Annotated in this window: 20 protein-coding genes and 1 tRNA gene; 7 read left to right on the top strand and 14 right to left on the bottom strand. The window is 42.0% G+C overall.

The genetic code is table 11. From position 1 onward, the window contains the following. Nucleotides 1-198: 198 nt before the first annotated feature. The 9 genes from rplL to deoC form a co-directional block, all read right to left on the bottom strand. The gene (gene rplL, locus PTRA_RS01080) at nucleotides 199-561 is read right to left on the bottom strand and encodes a 50S ribosomal protein L7/L12 (protein ID WP_058372363.1); all 363 of its coding nucleotides are present in this window, start codon (nucleotides 559-561) and stop codon (nucleotides 199-201) included. Between the two features lie 74 nt (nucleotides 562-635). Further along, the gene (rplJ, locus tag PTRA_RS01075; protein WP_011326938.1) at nucleotides 636-1,130 is read right to left on the bottom strand and encodes a 50S ribosomal protein L10; all 495 of its coding nucleotides are present in this window, start codon (nucleotides 1,128-1,130) and stop codon (nucleotides 636-638) included. Between the two features lie 322 nt (nucleotides 1,131-1,452). Next, entirely contained in the window at nucleotides 1,453-2,157 is a 705-nt protein-coding gene (gene rplA, locus PTRA_RS01070) for a 50S ribosomal protein L1 (protein WP_058372362.1), read from the bottom strand. 4 nt (nucleotides 2,158-2,161) lie between these two features. Next, nucleotides 2,162-2,590, bottom strand: coding sequence for a 50S ribosomal protein L11 (gene rplK / locus PTRA_RS01065; RefSeq protein ID WP_058372361.1), 429 nt, complete (start codon nucleotides 2,588-2,590; stop codon nucleotides 2,162-2,164). Between the two features lie 211 nt (nucleotides 2,591-2,801). Further along, complete coding sequence (gene nusG, locus PTRA_RS01060; protein WP_011326935.1) at nucleotides 2,802-3,359, bottom strand: transcription termination/antitermination protein NusG; 558 nt, start codon at nucleotides 3,357-3,359, stop codon at nucleotides 2,802-2,804. 4 nt (nucleotides 3,360-3,363) lie between these two features. Continuing rightward, nucleotides 3,364-3,741: a preprotein translocase subunit SecE gene (secE, locus tag PTRA_RS01055; protein WP_058372360.1), complete on the bottom strand. Its 378-nt coding sequence runs from the start codon at nucleotides 3,739-3,741 to the stop codon at nucleotides 3,364-3,366. A gap of 132 nt (nucleotides 3,742-3,873) precedes the next feature. Beyond that, a tRNA-Trp gene (locus PTRA_RS01050) sits at nucleotides 3,874-3,950 on the bottom strand. Nucleotides 3,951-4,125: 175 nt separating this feature from the next. Then, nucleotides 4,126-4,626, bottom strand: a complete 501-nt coding sequence (locus tag PTRA_RS01045; RefSeq protein WP_058372359.1) for a hypothetical protein — start codon at nucleotides 4,624-4,626, stop codon at nucleotides 4,126-4,128. Continuing rightward, on the bottom strand, nucleotides 4,616-5,362 hold the full coding sequence (gene deoC, locus PTRA_RS01040) for a deoxyribose-phosphate aldolase (protein WP_058372358.1): 747 nt from the start codon (nucleotides 5,360-5,362) through the stop codon (nucleotides 4,616-4,618). Before deoC ends, PTRA_RS01045 begins: the two co-directional genes overlap by 11 nt. Before the next feature lie 267 nt (nucleotides 5,363-5,629). Between deoC and cysG the strand changes: the two genes are divergently transcribed. The 6 genes from cysG to cysQ are packed head-to-tail and all read left to right on the top strand — an operon-like array spanning nucleotide 5,630 to nucleotide 12,596. Further along, on the top strand, nucleotides 5,630-7,051 hold the full coding sequence (cysG, locus tag PTRA_RS01035) for a siroheme synthase CysG (RefSeq protein WP_058374484.1): 1,422 nt from the start codon (nucleotides 5,630-5,632) through the stop codon (nucleotides 7,049-7,051). 55 nt (nucleotides 7,052-7,106) lie between these two features. Next, entirely contained in the window at nucleotides 7,107-8,006 is a 900-nt protein-coding gene (gene cysD / locus PTRA_RS01030) for a sulfate adenylyltransferase subunit CysD (RefSeq protein WP_058372357.1), read from the top strand. After that, a complete protein-coding gene (gene cysN / locus PTRA_RS01025) occupies nucleotides 8,006-9,430 on the top strand; it encodes a sulfate adenylyltransferase subunit CysN (RefSeq protein ID WP_058372356.1) in 1,425 nt (474 codons plus the stop codon). The genes cysD and cysN overlap by 1 nt, the downstream gene beginning before the upstream one ends. Nucleotides 9,431-9,462: 32 nt before the next feature. Continuing rightward, nucleotides 9,463-11,187 (top strand): SLC13 family permease, encoded by a 1,725-nt coding sequence (locus tag PTRA_RS01020; RefSeq protein ID WP_058372355.1) that lies wholly within the window; start codon nucleotides 9,463-9,465, stop codon nucleotides 11,185-11,187. Between the two features lie 34 nt (nucleotides 11,188-11,221). Continuing rightward, nucleotides 11,222-11,815 carry an adenylyl-sulfate kinase gene (gene cysC / locus PTRA_RS01015; protein ID WP_058372354.1) on the top strand — a complete coding sequence of 198 codons (594 nt, stop codon included), beginning with the start codon at nucleotides 11,222-11,224 and terminating at the stop codon, nucleotides 11,813-11,815. 10 nt (nucleotides 11,816-11,825) lie between these two features. Further along, nucleotides 11,826-12,596: a 3'(2'),5'-bisphosphate nucleotidase CysQ gene (gene cysQ, locus PTRA_RS01010; protein ID WP_058372353.1), complete on the top strand. Its 771-nt coding sequence runs from the start codon at nucleotides 11,826-11,828 to the stop codon at nucleotides 12,594-12,596. Nucleotides 12,597-12,738: 142 nt separating this feature from the next. Here the strand turns inward: cysQ and PTRA_RS01005 are convergent, their stop codons facing one another. Beyond that, entirely contained in the window at nucleotides 12,739-13,245 is a 507-nt protein-coding gene (locus tag PTRA_RS01005) for a GNAT family N-acetyltransferase (protein ID WP_058372352.1), read from the bottom strand. Between the two features lie 324 nt (nucleotides 13,246-13,569). Between PTRA_RS01005 and PTRA_RS01000 the strand changes: the two genes are divergently transcribed. Next, on the top strand, nucleotides 13,570-14,829 hold the full coding sequence (locus tag PTRA_RS01000) for an aromatic amino acid transport family protein (protein WP_058372351.1): 1,260 nt from the start codon (nucleotides 13,570-13,572) through the stop codon (nucleotides 14,827-14,829). A gap of 93 nt (nucleotides 14,830-14,922) precedes the next feature. On the opposite strand, the gene speD is transcribed toward PTRA_RS01000, so the two are convergent. The 4 genes from speD to astD form a co-directional block, all read right to left on the bottom strand. Then, nucleotides 14,923-15,735 (bottom strand): adenosylmethionine decarboxylase, encoded by an 813-nt coding sequence (gene speD / locus PTRA_RS00995; protein WP_011326917.1) that lies wholly within the window; start codon nucleotides 15,733-15,735, stop codon nucleotides 14,923-14,925. Nucleotides 15,736-15,822: 87 nt separating this feature from the next. Beyond that, nucleotides 15,823-16,236 carry an OsmC family protein gene (locus PTRA_RS00990; protein WP_011326916.1) on the bottom strand — a complete coding sequence of 138 codons (414 nt, stop codon included), beginning with the start codon at nucleotides 16,234-16,236 and terminating at the stop codon, nucleotides 15,823-15,825. A gap of 169 nt (nucleotides 16,237-16,405) precedes the next feature. Then, complete coding sequence (locus tag PTRA_RS00985) at nucleotides 16,406-16,744, bottom strand: DUF3802 family protein (RefSeq protein ID WP_058372350.1); 339 nt, start codon at nucleotides 16,742-16,744, stop codon at nucleotides 16,406-16,408. A 128-nt stretch (nucleotides 16,745-16,872) separates the two neighbouring features. Further along, entirely contained in the window at nucleotides 16,873-18,342 is a 1,470-nt protein-coding gene (gene astD, locus PTRA_RS00980) for a succinylglutamate-semialdehyde dehydrogenase (RefSeq protein ID WP_058372349.1), read from the bottom strand. Nucleotides 18,343-18,353: the final 11 nt, after the last annotated feature.

The raw sequence follows: 18,353 nt of genomic DNA, 5'->3' as shown, positions 1-18,353 counted from the left end.
AGATTTACAACATTTGATTGTTGTTCTAATTTAGTCCCACTTTAACACTAGCAAACTATAAAGCGTTGAAAGTAAAGAAAAAATCAGATTTTATTTGCACTATAGGAATACATCGCTCTATAGCGCAAAAAGGCCGGTGATTAAATAATCACCAGCCCTTGCCTGATTTCTCAGACAACGAACCTAGCAAAAGCTAGATTACTTGATCTCAACTTCAGCGCCAGCTTCAGTAAGGTCTTTAGCAAGAGCTTCAGCTTCTTCCTTAGAGATACCTTCTTTAACAGGTGTTGGTGCAGCTTCAACAAGAGCTTTCGCTTCTTTAAGGCCTAGGCCAGTTGCGCTACGAACTGCTTTGATTGCAGAAACCTTGTTAGCGCCAGCGCCAGTAAGGATTACATCAAATTCAGTCTTTTCTTCAACTGCTTCAGCAGCTGGACCAGCTACCATACCAGCAGCAGCAGTTACGCCGAATTTTTCTTCCATTGCTTCGATAAGAGCAACAACGTCCATTACTGACATTTCAGCAATTGCGTCAAGGATTTGGTCTTTAGATACAGACATTTCAAATTTCCTAATAATTAACGGACTTTAAGTCCAAATAAATTTTACACCGAAAGGGATTAAACAGCTTAAAATTAAGCAGCTTGCTCTTCTTTCTGTACACGTACTGCTTCAATTGTTTTACACAATTTACCAGCAGACGCTTCTTTCATAGCGCTCATTAAGCGTGCAACAGCTTCGTCGTATGTAGGTAATGTAGCAAGCATTGCTGCATCAACAACATTTCCTTCAAAAGCGGCCGTTTTAAGCTCAAATTTCTCGTTCTTTTTTGCAAAAGCAGAAAAGATACGCGCAGCAGCACCTGGGTGCTCTGATGAGAAAGCGATTAAGCTTGGACCAACAAATGAATCAGAAAGGCACTCAAACTGTGTTCCTTCAAGAGCACGTTTTGCTAAAGTGTTACGGACAACTTTCATCCAAACACCATTTGCACGAGCTTCTTTACGAAGGGCAGTGATTGCGCCAACTGTTACACCACGAGAATCTGCAACAACTGCAGATAGAGCACCATTGGCTGCTTCGTTGACTTCAGCAACTATTGCTTGTTTGCCTTGAAGATTTAAAGCCATGGGTGTTACTCCTGGTTTAATGGGGTTACCGACACTCGGTGTCCCCTGTTCTACTCTTCTCTATCAATCAAGATAGAGATGCTTTTTACGGCGAGAGCCAGAAGGATTAGGAAAAATCTATCTGGGGTCTACACCGTCTACGTAGGTGAATATTAAGGCCGAAGCCACCTACGGTCTTGGACGGAAGTCCAATTTATCGCTTTACCCTAAGGCGCAACGAAATTATGGACTTCAACCCGAATTCTTTACTTTGCTGAAAAACGAATTAATCAACAAAATGGCGCGAAATTATAGTACAAATTTCACGCCATGTAAACACCGATTAAGCTACAGTTGTGCTTAAAGTGTTTTGGTCAACAGCAACGCCTGCGCCCATTGTTGTTGAGATAGTTACTTTCTTCAAGTAAACACCTTTAGCTTGAGAAGGCTTAGCCTTCTTAAGCGCAACAATTAATGACTCAAGGTTTTGTTGTAAATGCTCAGCAGTGAAATCAACCTTACCAATAGTAGTATGGATGATGCCATTTTTGTCATTACGGTAACGTACTTGACCCGCTTTTGCATTTTTAACTGCTTCAGCAACGTTAGGTGTTACTGTACCAGTCTTAGGGTTTGGCATTAGACCACGTGGGCCTAAGATTTGACCTAGTTGACCAACAACACGCATAGCGTCTGGTGATGCAACAACAACGTCAAAGTTCATCTCGCCTTTTTTAACTAGCTCAGCAAGATCTTCCATACCTACTAATTCAGCACCGGCTTCTTTCGCAGCTTCTGCGTTAGCGCCTTGTGTGAATACTGCAACGCGAACGTCACGACCAGTACCGTTAGGTAGTACAGTTGCACCACGAACGTTTTGATCAGATTTACGAGCATCGATACCAAGGTTAACAGCAACGTCAACACTTTCTACGAATTTAGCTGTCGCTAACTCTTTTAAAAGCGCGATCGCTTCGTTGATTTCGTAATCTTTAGTTACTTCCACTTTTTCGCGGATAGTACGCATACGTTTAGTTAATTTAGCCATATTCTTAGTCCTCTACGCTCAAGCCCATCGCACGAGCAGATCCTGCGATAGTGCGAACCGCAGCTTCTAAATCAGAAGCTGTAAGGTCAGCTCGTTTAGTCTCAACAATCTCTTCAAGTTGAGCACGAGTTACTGTGCCTACTTTTTCAGTGTTAGGACGGCCTGAGCCTGATTTAACGCCAGCTGCTTTAAGTAGCAAGTATGCCGCAGGTGGAGTTTTCATGTCGAACGTAAAAGAACGGTCACCGTAAACAGAGATCACTACAGGAACTGGAGCGCCTTTTTCGATAGATTCTGTACGTGCGTTAAACGCTTTACAGAATTCCATGATGTTTACACCGTGTTGACCTAGTGCAGGACCTACTGGTGGACTAGGATTAGCCATACCAGCGGCAACTTGTAGCTTGATTAGAGCTTCAACTTTTTTAGCCATTATAAATACCTCATTAAGTGGGTCTCAGCCTTGTGCGCGCGAGGACGCGTACTCTAACGGCTCCCCAATTTAAAAAATTGTTTCGTACTTTTTGCAGAGTAAAATTAATTTACCCAAATACAAAAAGGCCGCTGATTATAAGTTAATCAGCGGCCTTTTTCAAGCTTCGTGCCAAATTTTATAAAAAATTTAGCATCACTTTTTTAATCAATTACTTATCTTGTTCAACTTGACCAAATTCAAGTTCAACCGGTGTAGAACGACCAAAAATAAGTACCGACACTTTAACGCGGCTCTTTTCATAGTCAACTTCTTCAACAACACCGCTAAAGTCAGCAAATGGACCGTCTGTAACACGAACAACTTCACCTGGTTCAAATAAGGTCGCAGGTTTAGGTGCTTCAGCATTTTCTTGTAGACGATTTAGAATACGCTCAGCTTCTTTGGCACTAATTGGTGCAGGACGATCAGACGTACCACCAATAAAGCCCATAACACGTTCTGTGCTATTAACTAAATGCCAGCTTTTATCGTTCATATCCATTTGAATTAGTACATAACCAGGGAAGAACTTACGCTCAGATTTACGCTTTTGACCAGCGCGCATCTCAATCACTTCTTCTGTTGGTACTAATACCTCACCAAAGCTCTCTTCAAGGCCTTTGATTTTAATGTGTTCTAAAATAGTTTGTGCAACACGCTTCTCATAACCTGAGAAAGCCTGTACTACGTACCAACGTAGCTTTATTTCGTTGTTCTCATCCGACATGGGATCAGATCTCCAATCCAGTTAAAAAGCCTACAGCGCGGAATAAAATGCCATCTAATCCCCAAAGGATAAGTGCCATTATCGCTGTTGCAACCATTACAATTAATGTCGTGTGGATAGTTTCTTGACGCGTTGGCCAAATTACTTTGCGCACTTCAATTCTTGCTTCTTTAGCAAAAGTAAGGAAAGCACGTCCTTTAGCTGTTTGCGAGGCAATTGCTAAACCAGCTGCTATTGCAACTACAACGCCAATCGCACGTAGCAATACAGACTGATCTGCAAACATGTGATTACCAACAACTGCGCCTGCAAGTAGCACTATTGCTACTAACCACTTTACTGACTCCATCGCACTTGATGGCGTTTCTACATTCGTGCTCATAATATTATTACCTTAACTACAGACACAACAACCCTACGCTATGGTAGGGTTAATCCATTAAAATCTAAACTTAAAAACAGACTTATTTAAACCGATTTTTAACCCCAGACTTACCCGCATCGCGAGTAATATTGGCAGGGGCGGAGAGATTCGAACTCCCAACCGTCGGTTTTGGAGACCGCTGTTCTACCAATTGGAACTACGCCCCTGCAAAGTGGATGCCTATTATACTTACGCAGTTCATTAACACAAGAGTAAAGATTGCCATCTGATAAAATCTTCACCGTTAATTTACACACCGCATTATTTAACCACTTAACTCGCTAAATTAATATTTATTTATGCAATAAAAAGTCATTCCTGCAATGAGTTACCGTAAAAAAATCAAAATAAACGTACCAACTCGCCTCGATAAAAATCGCATAACAACCAAATTTGCTCAAATGCATGCGTTTGCGGCACACTGATCTTTTCAAGCTGAGCATCAAAGTCAGCTTTATGCCAAATAGTGCTGGCATTGCGAATTAATAACCAAGTTCGCGCTGAATGATAAGACTTAGTGGCTTTTTGCTCCAGTAACCTCTCTAACGCTAGGCGTAACCTTTGCTCACTCGGTGCTTGCGCCATATCGGCCAACGCCCGCTGCATTGGAATTGACAGTGGCCGGCCAAGCACTGCCATTGCTTCGGTTTCACTGGCGTATAAGTGCGCAACTTCAATATCAAGCTGCTGATCGCCTTTGTAGCAGCTAACGTCGGGCTTATTGGGCTCATTATGCCAAATATGGCGCATATGAATACCGTATTGCTGCTCATAACAACGTAAAAACAACCTCGCTGCATCGTGCTCTAACTGTTGTTTTTCTTGTTCGCTATCACGCTTCATTTAATACCGCGTACACATTAGTTAATAAACTTGATGCGCCAAATCTAAAGGTATTTGCTTGTAAGTAGTCATTACCCATAATAGTGCTTGCAAGGGTTAAGTAATCGCTCGCATCAGCAAGCGTTTTAACCCCTCCCGCCGCTTTAAAGCCAACTAGCTTGCCCGACTCTTTAATGGTATTGAGTATAATTTTTGTCGCATCAAGCGTGGCATTAACGGCGACCTTACCGGTACTGGTTTTTACAAAGTCGGCACCGCCTTTAATAGCTAATAATGTGGCTGATGCTATTAGCTCAGGTGTTTGTAACTCGCCGCTTTCTATAATCACTTTAAGTTGAGCGCGCGACCCACAGACTTTTTTGCTCTCGGTAACATACTCAAGCACACGGCTTTTATCACCCGCTATTAATGCTTTATATGGAATAACTAAATCAATTTCATCTGCGCCGCGCTCTATGGCAATTAGTGTTTCGCTTATTACGGTATTTAAAGGCGCGTCACCCGTTGGAAAGTTAGTTACTGTGGCTACTTTTATATGGCTTAGCTCTCTGGTTGCTAAGGCTACTTTTGCTTCTGCTACAAAATCACTGTAAACACATACTGCAGCGGGCGTGCCTAATTTAGGGTTAATGCTGTTTACTAATTTATTAATAGCGGCACTATTATCGTCGCTATTTAGGCTGGTTAAATCCATTAAGGCGACAGCCAAAGCAGCCTCTTTTTGTTGTTTAATCATAGTAACCTCATCATATTTATACCGTGATTTAATACCTATAATTATAGTAACCTAAACTTGCTATAGCTCATAACCAAACACTCTAAGCCCTTAGTTTTACATGCAACCGACCGCAAAGCCTTACTAATTAAGATTTCGGCCTTAAAAACCCACTCGTTATAACTTTTAGTTATAACGAGTGGGTTTTAATTATTTTTTACTTAGTATGTGGCGCTATATTGTGGCTATTAGGCTAAACGAGCCATTTATTTTAGGGGTGTGATTAACGTGCAGTATTTACCTATCTTTACCAAACTCGACAACAAACCTGTATTGGTTGTTGGCGGTGGAGATGTTGCGTTGCGCAAATGCAGCGCGCTTTTAAAAGCGCGTGCCAGTATTACTTTAGTCGCTCCCCAATTTTGCCAACAGCTCATTGAGCTTGCTAGCGACAATAAAGTAACGCTTATACACGACTACTTTAACGCGCAACATTTAAAAAATATGATGCTGGTAATTGCTGCTACAGATTTAGAGCATGTAAATAGCCAAGTGTTTGAACTGGCTGATGCGAATAACATTTTTGTTAATGTAGTTGACGATCAGCCTAAGTGCACCTTTATATTTCCATCGATTGTCGATCGCAACCCTATCACTATTGCTATTTCAAGCGCAGGCACTGCACCGGTATTAGCGCGCCGCCTACGCGAAAAACTAGAAACCCTAATACCACAACATATTGGCCCGCTGGCAACGCTTGTAGGTGGCTTTAGAAGCAAAGTAAAGCAACGCTTTAAGCACTTTGCCGATCGTCGCCAGTTTTGGGAAGGCGTATTCGACTCATCTGTTGTTAGTAAAGTACAAACCGGCGACACCCAAGCCGCAGAGCAACAGTTAGAGCAAATGCTAAATGCTAAAGCCGAGCCCGGAGGCGAGGTTTATGTAGTAGGTGCAGGCCCTGGCGATCCTGAATTACTGACACTTAAGGCACTGCAACTTATGCAACAAGCCGATGTAGTGGTTTATGACTATTTAGTATCTGACGAAATTATGGAACTAGTGCGCCGCGATGCCGACCTTATTTGTGTAGGCAAGCGTTTAGGCGATCACAGCGTAGCACAGCAAGACACAAACCAAATGCTGGTCGATTTAGCCAAGCAAGGTAAAAAAGTATGCCGTATTAAAGGTGGCGATCCGTTTATTTATGGCCGTGGTGGTGAAGAAGTACAAGTACTGGCAGCTAACAAGGTAAATTATCAAATTGTACCTGGTATAACTGCCGCCGCCGGATGCAGTGCCTATGCGGGTATTCCGCTTACCCATCGTGACCACGCACAAGCGATTCAGTTTGTAACCGGGCATTGTAAAAAAGACGGTCAAGAACTCGATTGGCAATCGCTGGCTAAACCAAATCAAACCTTAGCTATTTATATGGGCGTGATAAAGTCGCCACATATACAAGCTGAGCTTTTAAAACATGGCCGCAGCGCTAATACACCCGTTGCCATTATTGAAAACGGCACCCGTAAAAATCAACGCGTAATTACTGGGAAATTGGGCGAGCTTGCCGATTTAATTACGCGTAACAGTGTGGTTTCTCCTGCGCTGCTTATTATTGGCGAAGTAGCATCCTTGCACCAAGAGTTACATTGGTTTGGTGCCAAAGCGCAAACTAGCAGTTTTGCGCAACCACTTACCGATGTGGCATAAGCTTTATACATATATTAGATTTTAACTTTTAATTATTTTAGTAGGACGACTAACAATGGCTTTAACTCACCTTCAGCAGCTTGAAGCTGAAAGTATCAAAATCATGCGCGAAGTCGCCGCTGAGTTTGAGAACCCAGTAATGCTTTACTCAATTGGTAAAGATTCGTCGGTACTTTTGCACTTAGCGCGTAAAGCATTTTACCCTGCAAAAATTCCGTTTCCGTTATTACACGTAGACACTAATTGGAAGTTTAGCGAAATGATTGAATTTCGTGACCGTATTGCTAAAGAATACGGCTTTGAGCTACTAGTGCATAAAAACCCAGAAGGTATGGAAATTGGTATTAGCCCGTTTGAACATGGCTCTGGTAAGCATACCGATATAATGAAAACGCAAGGTTTAAAACAAGCACTCGACAAATATGGCTTTGATGCCGCCTTTGGTGGCGCACGCCGCGACGAAGAAAAGTCACGCGCTAAAGAACGTGTTTATTCATTTCGCGATAAGCACCACCGCTGGGATCCTAAAAACCAACGCCCAGAGCTTTGGAATACGTACAACAGCCAAGTAAATCCAGGTGAAAGTATTCGTGTATTCCCACTGTCTAACTGGACCGAGTTGGATATTTGGCAATATATTTATCAAGAAAACATCGACATGGTGCCTTTGTATTTAGCCAAAGAGCGCCCAGTGGTTGATCGCGACGGCACCCTAATTATGGTTGACGATGAGCGTATGCCACTTTTCGAGGGTGAAGTGCCAATGATGAAGTCGGTACGTTTTCGTACTTTAGGCTGCTACCCACTTACCGGTGCAGTGGAATCAACGGCCAGCTCATTAACCGAAATTATTGAAGAAATGCTGCTATCTACGTCATCTGAACGTGAAGGTCGGGTTATTGACCATGACTCGGCAGGCTCAATGGAAAAGAAAAAACGTGAAGGGTATTTCTAATGGCTAATCAAAATAACGACACATTTAACGAAGTAAAAGAAATAGGCATAGACGCCTACCTAGCACGCCAGCAAGACAAAAGCTTATTGCGTATGCTTACGTGTGGCAGCGTAGATGACGGTAAATCAACACTCATTGGCCGCCTACTGCACGACAGCCACCAAATTTATGAAGATCAGCTAGCAGCGCTGCATAAAGATAACGAAAAAGTAGGTAACGCAGGCGATGACCTTGATTTAGCATTGCTTGTAGATGGCCTACAAGCTGAGCGCGAGCAAGGCATAACCATTGACGTAGCGTATCGTTACTTTTCAACCGCTAAGCGCAAGTTTATTATTGCCGACACCCCAGGGCACGAGCAATACACGCGTAACATGGTAACGGGTGCATCAACCAGCGATGTGGCCATTATTTTGGTGGATGCGCGTTACGGCGTGCAAGTACAAACTAAGCGCCACAGCTTTATTTGTGACTCGCTTGGTATTAAGCAATTTGTTGTGGCTATTAATAAAATGGATATCGTTGATTTTGACGAAACTGTTTATGAAAAAATTAAAGCCGACTACTTAAAATTTGCCGAGCAACTTAATGTAAGTAACATTAAATTTGTACCTATGTCGGCGCTTAAAGGCGATAACGTAGTTACTCGCTCTGTACATACGCCTTACTACACCGACAAACCATTGCTAGAGTTATTAGAAGACTCGCCAGCAGCGCAAATCGACACTGACTTTGAAGCACGTTTACCGGTGCAGTATGTGGCGCGCCCTAACTTAAACTTTCGCGGTTTTCAGGGCACACTAGCCTCTGGCAAGTTACAAGTGGGTGATGCAATAAAAGTACTTCCATCGGGCAAAACCTCTAGTATTAAAGAAATTGTTACCTTTGATGGCAACCTAGACAGTGCACAAGCTGGCCAAGCAATTACCGTTACGCTAAATAGCGAAATTGATATTAGCCGAGGCGATGTCATTGTACCTGCAAGTTCTACGGCAATAGTCACCAACCAGCTACAAGCTAAATTAGTGTGGATGCACGAAACGCCGCTGCAGCTAGGTAAAAGCTATAATTTTAAACTTGGTAGCAAAAACACCTCTGCTCAAGTTACTAAGATTGATCACACTATCGATGTAAATACCCTAGAGCATGGTAGCAGCGACACTCTACAGTTAAACGAAATCGCCATTGTAACGCTAGAACTTAGCGAAACTATTTTGGCCGATGAGTATCACAGTAATCACGAAACTGGCTCGTTTATACTTATCGATCGCTTATCTAACTTAACTATTGCAGCCGGTATGATAGAGCAAGTACTGCAAAGCCAAGCGCAGCAAAGTAACTTTAGTGCTTTTGAAGTTGAATTTAACACCTTAGTACGCAAGCACTTTCCACATTGGCAAGCGCTTGATATATCAAAGTTATAATACTTTTTTGAGCCTGTTATAGGATATAAAGCATGGTAGATCAGCTCATTTTAACAGGCATTATGCTTACTTTAGTCGGGTGCCTTTTTGGCACTCGGCTTAATCCAGCATGGCTATTTGTGGGAGCCATTGGTAGCAGCTACTTAGCAGGGCTAATAGATTTAGAAAGCATGTTAGTTAATTATACTAACCCGTCGCTAATTACTTTGGTGTTATTAATATTAGTGTCAATTGCGATTGAAAAAACCACCCTTATTCAAAAATTAGCGCAATCGCTATCGAGCGGTAGTTTAGTTAAATCAGTGACTAAATTGGGGCTTTCGACCGCATTTTTATCCTCGTTTACCAATAACACCGCCGTGGTTGCTTCCTTAATTACCGCGATAAAAGACAATCCCAATCACTCGCCCTCAAAGTTACTATTACCACTATCGTACACTGCTATTTTAGGCGGCACTATTACCCTTATTGGCACATCTACCAACTTAATCGTAAATGGTTTTGCCGTAGATGCGGGCATGGCGCCACTGGGCTTTTTTGACTTTACCTTAGTGGGCTTAGGCGCATTAAGTGTGGGCTTAATCACTATTTTAGTCATGTTAAAATACTTACCCGACAACGGTAAAAGCGACCAAGAAGTCGTGCCTTTTTATCTTGAAGGTAAAGTACAAGCCGGTTCAAAGCTAATTGGTCGCACCGTAGAAGAAAATGGCCTACGTGAACTTAAAGACTTATTTTTAGGCGAAATAATTCGCGATAACCAACGCATTTGTGCGGTCACGCCACAGCAAATAATTAAACAAAACGACATATTACTTTTTGTGGGCGATATAAAATCAGTCCCCTTACTTACGCGTTTCGATGGTTTAAAAGTAGTGCACGACAATCATCAAAAAGACATAGAACACTTAGTAGAGGTTGTTGTAAGTCAGTCTTCAAAATTTATTGGTAAAACCGTAAAAGAAGCCCGCTTTAGAGAGCAGTTTCATGCGGCGGTTATTGCTATTCGCCGCGGCCACGATCGCCTGCAAGGTGGTTTAGGGCAAGTGCGTTTACAAGCAGGCGACTCACTAATACTCGCCCCGGGTAAAAGCTTTTACAGTTTGCCTAATTTAAAGCGTGAGTTTGTGTATATATCGGGGTTTGATTTACAAACCCACCTCGCCCCTAAACAGTCAAACATTGTGCTGCTAAGCTTTGCCGCTGTACTGGGCTTAAGTATTATTGGCTTAGTGCCATTAGTTAAAGGCTTATTAGTATTACTGATTGGCTTAATGCTTTGCGGTACTATTAAGCTTAGCGAAGTAAAGCGTCGCTTTCCTATTGAGTTACTCGCCGTAGTTGGCAGCGCCATAGGCTTAGCAAAACTAATGATAGGCACGGGCCTTGCTGGGCAAATATCGGCGGCTATGTTTGTAGTACTTGGCGACTTTGGCCCATATAGCGCTTTTATCGCAATATTTTTAATGACGGTATTATTTACCGAACTAATAACCAATAACGCCGCTGCAGCCTTGTCGTTTCCGGTTGCCTATTCACTTGCCGTTGGCTTTAATGTAGACCCACTGCCATTTATTATGGCGGTTGCGTTTGGCGCATCAGCAAGTTTTATATCGCCGTTTGGTTATCAAACTAACCTTATGGTTTACAGCGCGGGTAACTATCGTTTAAAAGATTATGTAGTGATGGGCTTGCCCCTTTCTATTATTTATTCAATAACAGTATTAACCTTGATCCCGCTAGTATTTCCGTTTTAATACCGGCACTCACAGCATAAAGAGATAACTCACTATGGATGAAAATATAGTTTGGCATAACTACGCAACCACCAAAGCACAACGTAGTGAGCAAAAAAAACATCAACCCGCTATTATATGGTTTACCGGATTTTCGGGTTCAGGTAAAAGCACTGTAGCAAACGCGCTAGAAGCCGCACTTAATCAACAAGGTATTCATACTTACCTGCTCGATGGCGACAACGTACGCCACGGTTTATGTAAAGACCTAGGTTTTAGCGACGCAGACCGAGTTGAAAACATTCGCCGCGTAGGCGAAACCGCAAAGCTAATGACCGACGCTGGCTTGTTAGTACTTACTGCGTTTATATCGCCTTTTCGAGCAGAGCGCGACATGGTGCGCAGCCTAGTAGATGAAGGTGAATTTATCGAAGTATTTATCGATACCCCACTCGATGTGTGCGAAAGCCGCGATCCTAAAGGCTTATACAAAAAAGCCCGCGCAGGCGAAATTAAACACTTTACCGGCATCGATTCCAGCTACGAAATTCCCATCAATCCAGAAATAATTTTAGATACCAGTAAAAACACCCTAGACCAATCGGTTGTTCAGCTGATAACGTATCTAAAACAACAGCACATAATATAGGTTAACCCCAATGAACCAAACCGAACTGCTAGAAGAAACCCTGATCCTTGCCCGCAAAGCGGGTAGCGCCATAATGGGAATTTATCAAAAGGACTTTAACGTTGAATACAAAGCCGATGAAAGCCCAGTAACCGACGCCGACTTAGCAGCTCATAAAATCATTGTTGCAGGGCTACAGCAGCTCACTCCCGACATTCCTATATTAAGTGAAGAAAACGCCGATATAAGCTGGGAAGTTCGCAAAGCATGGAAACGTTACTGGCTAGTAGATCCTATCGATGGCACTAAAGAGTTTATTAAAAAAAATGGTGAGTTCACCGTAAATATCGCACTTATCGAAAATGGCATTCCGGTTTTAGCCGTAGTAGACGCCCCTGCCCTTGGCGTATCTTACTTAGCAAGCGAAGCCATAGGCGCATTTAAAGACAAAGGCGATGAGCGAATAGAACTAAAAGTAACTACCAAACCAAACACAGGGCTAATACGCGTCGTTGGCAGCCGCTCACACCCCTCACCTGATTTAGCCGAATTTGTAAAACGCTTTGCCGATGTTGAAATGGTTTCAAAAGGCAGCTCACTAAAACTATGTTTAGTGGCCGAAGGCAGCGCCGATATTTACCCGCGCTTAGGCCCAACCTGTGAGTGGGATACAGGCGCAGGCCATGCCATTGCCGCAATCGCCGGCGCTAAAGTGACTAAACTTGATGGCAGCCCGCTAATTTATAACACTAAAGATGAATACTTAAACCCGTATTTTATTGTCTCAGCTATTGAAGAGTAAAGTGCAACGAGCTGCGGGCTTAAGCTACTAGCAGCTCAATGACAATTTAAACACCGTAGGTTGGGTTGAGTGCAACGAAACCCAACGCATAACCGCTGTTGACAACAATATTTTAATCTTCCAAGTCCACCTCTAAAAACACTTAAATTGGCGCACGTGAAAAGTGTGTAACGCCTAATGTGAGTCCGTTTATTGTCATGTAGTTGTCTTTATGGGATTGCGCTTTAAAGCCACACTTTAATAGTACGGCTTTTGAGGCGGGGTTATTATCTAGTACTAAGGCTTCTAACTGGTTAACTGCATAATGCTGAGCGGCTATGCTAATTAATTCGTTAAGGCAAAAGCTGGCGTAGCCTTTACCTATGCTATTTTTAGCAACTCGATAACCCACTGCGGCAGTATTTGTTTGCCCTGTTATATCTTTTAAATTTGCGCGCGCAACAATTTGCTCATTAACAATAAGCACACCCGAATAATGCGTGCCTAATTGCATGTTTATAATGGCATCATAAATATGCATTTTAATGCCTAAATCGCGATAAAAGTAATCTTCTCTCGGCGGCAGCATTGATTCAAACCAAGCTTTATTTTCTGATTCAAATTGCAATAACATAGCTAAATGCTTAACTGACAAGGTTTCAAATATCACAAAAACTCCTGTTTTTAATCACTTTACAACCTAGGTGGAAAGTGAGGTTTACAATAATTATACCTTAGATTGCAGTGCATAAATTTTATGGGGTAGTTATTAAACCCCCTTTAAATGCACCTTTCCTGCTTATTATTTTTAACGTTGAGCTAAAGCCACTGCCATTCTCTGCTCACTTTTATAACGCTGTTGCAAATTAATTACAGGCGTAACTGGTACGCTACAAATAACCGAATATTAAGCTAGTTTATCGAATGAAATCATTAAGTAAAAACTATATGCTTTGCCGTCATTATTATTCTTAAAAAAAAAACTGGTGAGCTTATGCCCCCTTCTCAAGATGCTACGCATTTTAATGCATCTACAGCAAAACAGTCTTCTTGGACTTTACACGACACACAGTGGACGTTAAGCCTATTTGGTACCGCCGTTGGTGCCGGTATTTTATTTTTACCTATTAATATTGGTATTGGCGGTTTTTGGCCGTTAATTATTATGGCGTGCTTGGCCTTTCCAATGACCTTTTTAGCGCACCGCGGTTTAGCGCGGTTTGTGCTGTCGTCAAAAAATAAAGATGCTGACTTTACCGATGTAGTAGAGGAGCATTTTGGGGTGACCGCGGGTCGGTTAATCTCTTTGCTGTACTTTTTATCTATTTTTCCGATTTTACTTATTTACGGTGTCGGTTTAACCAATACCGTAGACAGCTTTATGGTGAACCAGCTTGGCATGGAGTCGCCATCGCGGGTGTTGCTTTCTGGTGTATTGGTTGCAGGTATGATTGCCTTAATGATGGGCGGCGAAAAGCTGATGCTTCGCGCTTTTGCTATTTTAGTTTATCCGCTTGTGGGCATATTGTTTTTTTTATCCTTGTATTTAATCCCTAGTTGGCAAATGCCGAATATGGCGCTGCCTGCAGTGGGTAGTTTTGGTAAAACATTGTGGTTGTCGATTCCTATTATTGTGTTTTCGTTTAGCCACGCAGCGGCTATTTCGAGCTTTGTTAACGTACAACGCGGTCATTATGGTAATAAAGCGGTTGCTAAGTCTGAGGCGATATTAAAGCGTACCAGCTTGCTGTTAATTACCTTTGTATTGCTGTTTGTGTTTTCGTGTGTGTTGTCACTAACTGGCGAGCAAATGGCGGCGGCAAAAGCGGCGAATGTGTCGGTTTTATCGTACCTTGCCAACATTACTGACAATTCGTTTATTGCTACGCTTGGCCCATTGGTGGCGTTTATTGCGATTATGTCGTCATTTTTAGGGCACTTTTTGGGTGCACGCGAAAGCTTTACTGGCTTGGTGACTAAGCAATCGAACATAAGCGCTAAAGTTGCCGATAAGGTAGGTGCTGTACTAATGTTCTTTGCTATTTGGTTTTGCGCGGTTAAAAACCCAAGCATACTCGATATGATGGATCAGTTATCTGGCCCTATCATTGCGATGATTTTATTTATTATGCCCATGATTGCTGTGTATAAAGTACCGGCATTGCACAAACATCGTAATCGTTTAAGCACCTTATTTATATTAGCGGTTGGCTCAATGGCAGTAATGGCTTTGCTTTACAGCATGCTTAAATAATACTAAATATACTAGCTATAAGCTTTTTATAGTTTTTTAACACAAAAAAATGGCGCTCATTGAGCGCCATTTTTATTGACTATATTTTGCTATTTAATCTAGGTCTGGCAAGTTACGGCCATAGAATATTTCTTGCATTTCACGGGTCAGTTTAGAGCGAATTTCTTCCTCTTCTTCATCTGACAAATCATCCGTAGAAAGGCCGAATAAATAGGTATTTAAATCAGTCTCTTTTAACATCATTTTGGTGTGGAACAGGTTTTCTTGATACACGTTCACGTCCATCATTTGGTACGCTTCTTTGGTATCTTCTGTCATGAAGTTTTGAATTGAGCTAATTGCATGGTCAATGTAGTGTTTAACGCCGTTTATGTCGCGGGTAAAACCACGTACGCGGTAGTCAATTGTTACTACGTCTGACTCTAGGCTATGAATAAGGAAGTTTAACGCTTTAAGTGGCGATATTATGCCACAAGTTGACACTTCAATATCGGCGCGAAAAGTACAAATACCGTCATCAGGGTGAGCTTCTGGGTACGTGTGTACACAAATATGGCTTTTATCTAAATGAGCAACCACTGAATCTGGTAATGGGCCTGGAGCTTCGTCAGCATCGTAATTTTGCTGCTCTTCTACCGGCTCTTCTGAAACCAAAATAGTTACGCTTGCACCTTGCGGTTCGTAATCTTGGCGCGCTACATTTAAAATGTTAGCACCTATAATATCAACAACTTCACCTAAAATGTCGGTTAGTCTATCTGCACTGTACTGCTCATCGATATATTCAATATATTCTTTACGTTGTTGCTCGGTCTTTGCATAGCAAATGTCGTAAATACTAAAGCTTAAACTTTTAGTTAAATTATTAAAACCATGGAGTTTAAGTTTATCGAAGGGTTTGTTCATAATAAACCAACCTATAAATTAGTGAAATCTGCTCTAGCAGAATAAAAGTTCGCGGATTTTATACGAATTTTACTCATGGAAAAAGCGTTATTTTACTTGATCTTGCACAACTTCGTGGCTATGCGTAATTTTTACTGTTTTATCAAGCATTAATGCAACCGAGCAATACTTTTCAGCAGAGAGTGAAACAGCGCGTGCAAGGTGCTTTTCAGACACATTATTGCCCGTTGCTACAAAGTGTAAATTAACTTTGGTAAATACTCGTGGGGCAGTTTCGGCGCGCTCTGCCGTTAACTGTACTTCTACGTTGCTAAAATCTTGTTTTGCTTTTTTTAAAATGCTCACTACATCAACCGATGAACAACAGCCGATTGACATTAATACCATTTCCATAGGGCTTGGTGCAGCACTGTCGCTACCGCCATCAAATACAACATTATGATTTGAATTAGAGCGACCAATAAAGGTATTACCTTCAACCCATTTTACATTTGCTTGCATTGTTATACCTCAAAAATTATTTTCTTGATTGTATACCAATCAGCTTTAATAAGTGAGCGCCCAGCAATAATATAAATGAGCTTGATCAAGGCACTTAAATTTATGCAAGGGTGGTAAAACTCTCAGCGCATTTAAAGCGGGCTACCGGAAAATATAGAAGGGTTGAAAGCTAAGAAACGGCGTTATCAAATAGGTTTTTAACCAAACCACCAAACTCATCAATAAACACGTGTTGCTCTACCGTAACAGGCCGCGAGGTGATGCTACTGAGGACTTCTTGTAAATCGTAAACTATGCCATCGACTTCACGTACAATTTGGCTACGCTGCTCTGTAGTGAGCTCTGTGTGCTGCTGACATATGAGCATTACGTTTTGTGCAATCACGTCTTCGATTAATTCCATAATCGTAGGAGCACCTGGTTTTATTTCACCCGGCTTCTCAAATAAAGCTAAGTTTTGAGTTAGGTACATAATTAAATCGTCGTACCCTTGCCTATTTAAAACCATTATACGTATACCTTAAAAATAATTAATTCAGTAATTTAAGCAGAAAGCAGTAATAATTACTAGCTTAGTGACATAGCTAATACAAAAAAAGCAGCCGAAGCTGCTTTTATAATTATTTAGTAGTAATTTTAGTCTATTTTTAAGCCTGGGCTTAATGTCGCTGGCATAGCAACTTTTTCAAGCTCTACTGATGCTACTGGGTATGCACAGTAATCTGCAGCGTAATACGCGCTGGCTCTGTGATTACCCGATGCGCCAATACCACCAAACGGTGCAGCACTTGATGCACCAGTAATTGGGCGGTTCCAGTTAACAATACCGGCGCGAATACGGCGTAAAAAGTGCTCGTAGTCGGCTGCACTGTCGCTAAGTAAACCAGCTGATAAACCAAAGCTTGTATCGTTGGCTTTATCAATTGCTTGGTCAAAATCGTCAAAGCGGAATACTTTTAAAAGTGGTCCAAAATGCTCTTCATCTGGGAAGTCACTAATATTTGTACACTCAATAATACCTGGTGTTACAAAGCCTGTATTGGCTGTATGCTCAAGCTCTACTAATACTTGAGCGCCAAGCTCAACCAGTTCGTTTTGCGCTTTAACCATACCGGCAGCGGCGGCTGATGAGATCATAGAGCCCATAAATGGCTGATCTGCATCGTCATAATTACCTACTTTAATCGCTTTAGTTGCGGTAATTAAACGCTCCAGGATTACATCACCTTTGCTACCTGTTGGTAAAAACAATTTACGTGCACAGGTACAACGCTGGCCACTTGAGATAAACGCAGATTGAATAATATCGTGCACTACTGCTTTAGTATCTTCAACGTCGGTAATAATAAGTGGGTTATTGCCACCCATTTCAAGCGCTAAAATTTTACCAGGCTGACCCGCAAACTGTTCATGTAAAATATGACCTGTGCGCGAAGAACCCGTAAAGAATAAGCCATCAATACCTTTGTGAGCAGCAAGTGCTTTACCCGTTGCTACTTCACCTTGTACAAGGTTAATTACACCCGCTGGTAAACCTGCTTTTTCCCACAGTTTAAGCGTAAGCTCGGCCACTTTAGGCGTAAGCTCAGACGGTTTAAATATAACCGTGTTACCGGCTAAAAGCGCTGGCACTATGTGGCCATTAGGTAAATGCCCCGGAAAGTTATACGGACCAAATACTGCTACAACCCCGTGTGGTTTGTGGCGGATCATTGCACGCCCTAGTGGCATTGCGTTTTCTACGTCGCCAGTGCGCTCTAAAAATGCTTTTTCAGAAATGGCAATTTTACCAACCATAGCACCCGCTTCAGTGCGAGTTTCCCACAGTGGCTTACCTGTTTCTTGAGCAATAGTAATGGCTAGCTCTTCGCTGTTTTCTTTTAACTGCGCTGCGAATGCTTTAACTATTTCTAAACGTTCAGCAAATGTTTTATCAGCCCAAGCATAAAATGCTTCGCGCGCTGCGCTAACTGCGGTGTCTACTTGCTCTGCAGTTGCTGAGTTTGCTTGGAAAATAACATTGTTATTGGCCGGGTTTACTGAACTAAATTCGGTTCCTTGGCCTTCTGACCATTGACCATTAATAAATTGTGCAGGATGAGTCATTATACTTTCTC

Source organism: Pseudoalteromonas translucida KMM 520 (genome assembly GCF_001465295.1).
GTDB lineage: Bacteria > Pseudomonadota > Gammaproteobacteria > Enterobacterales > Alteromonadaceae > Pseudoalteromonas > Pseudoalteromonas translucida.
Note: the sequence above shows the minus strand (reverse complement) of the source record. Positions and strands in the feature narration are given on the sequence as shown.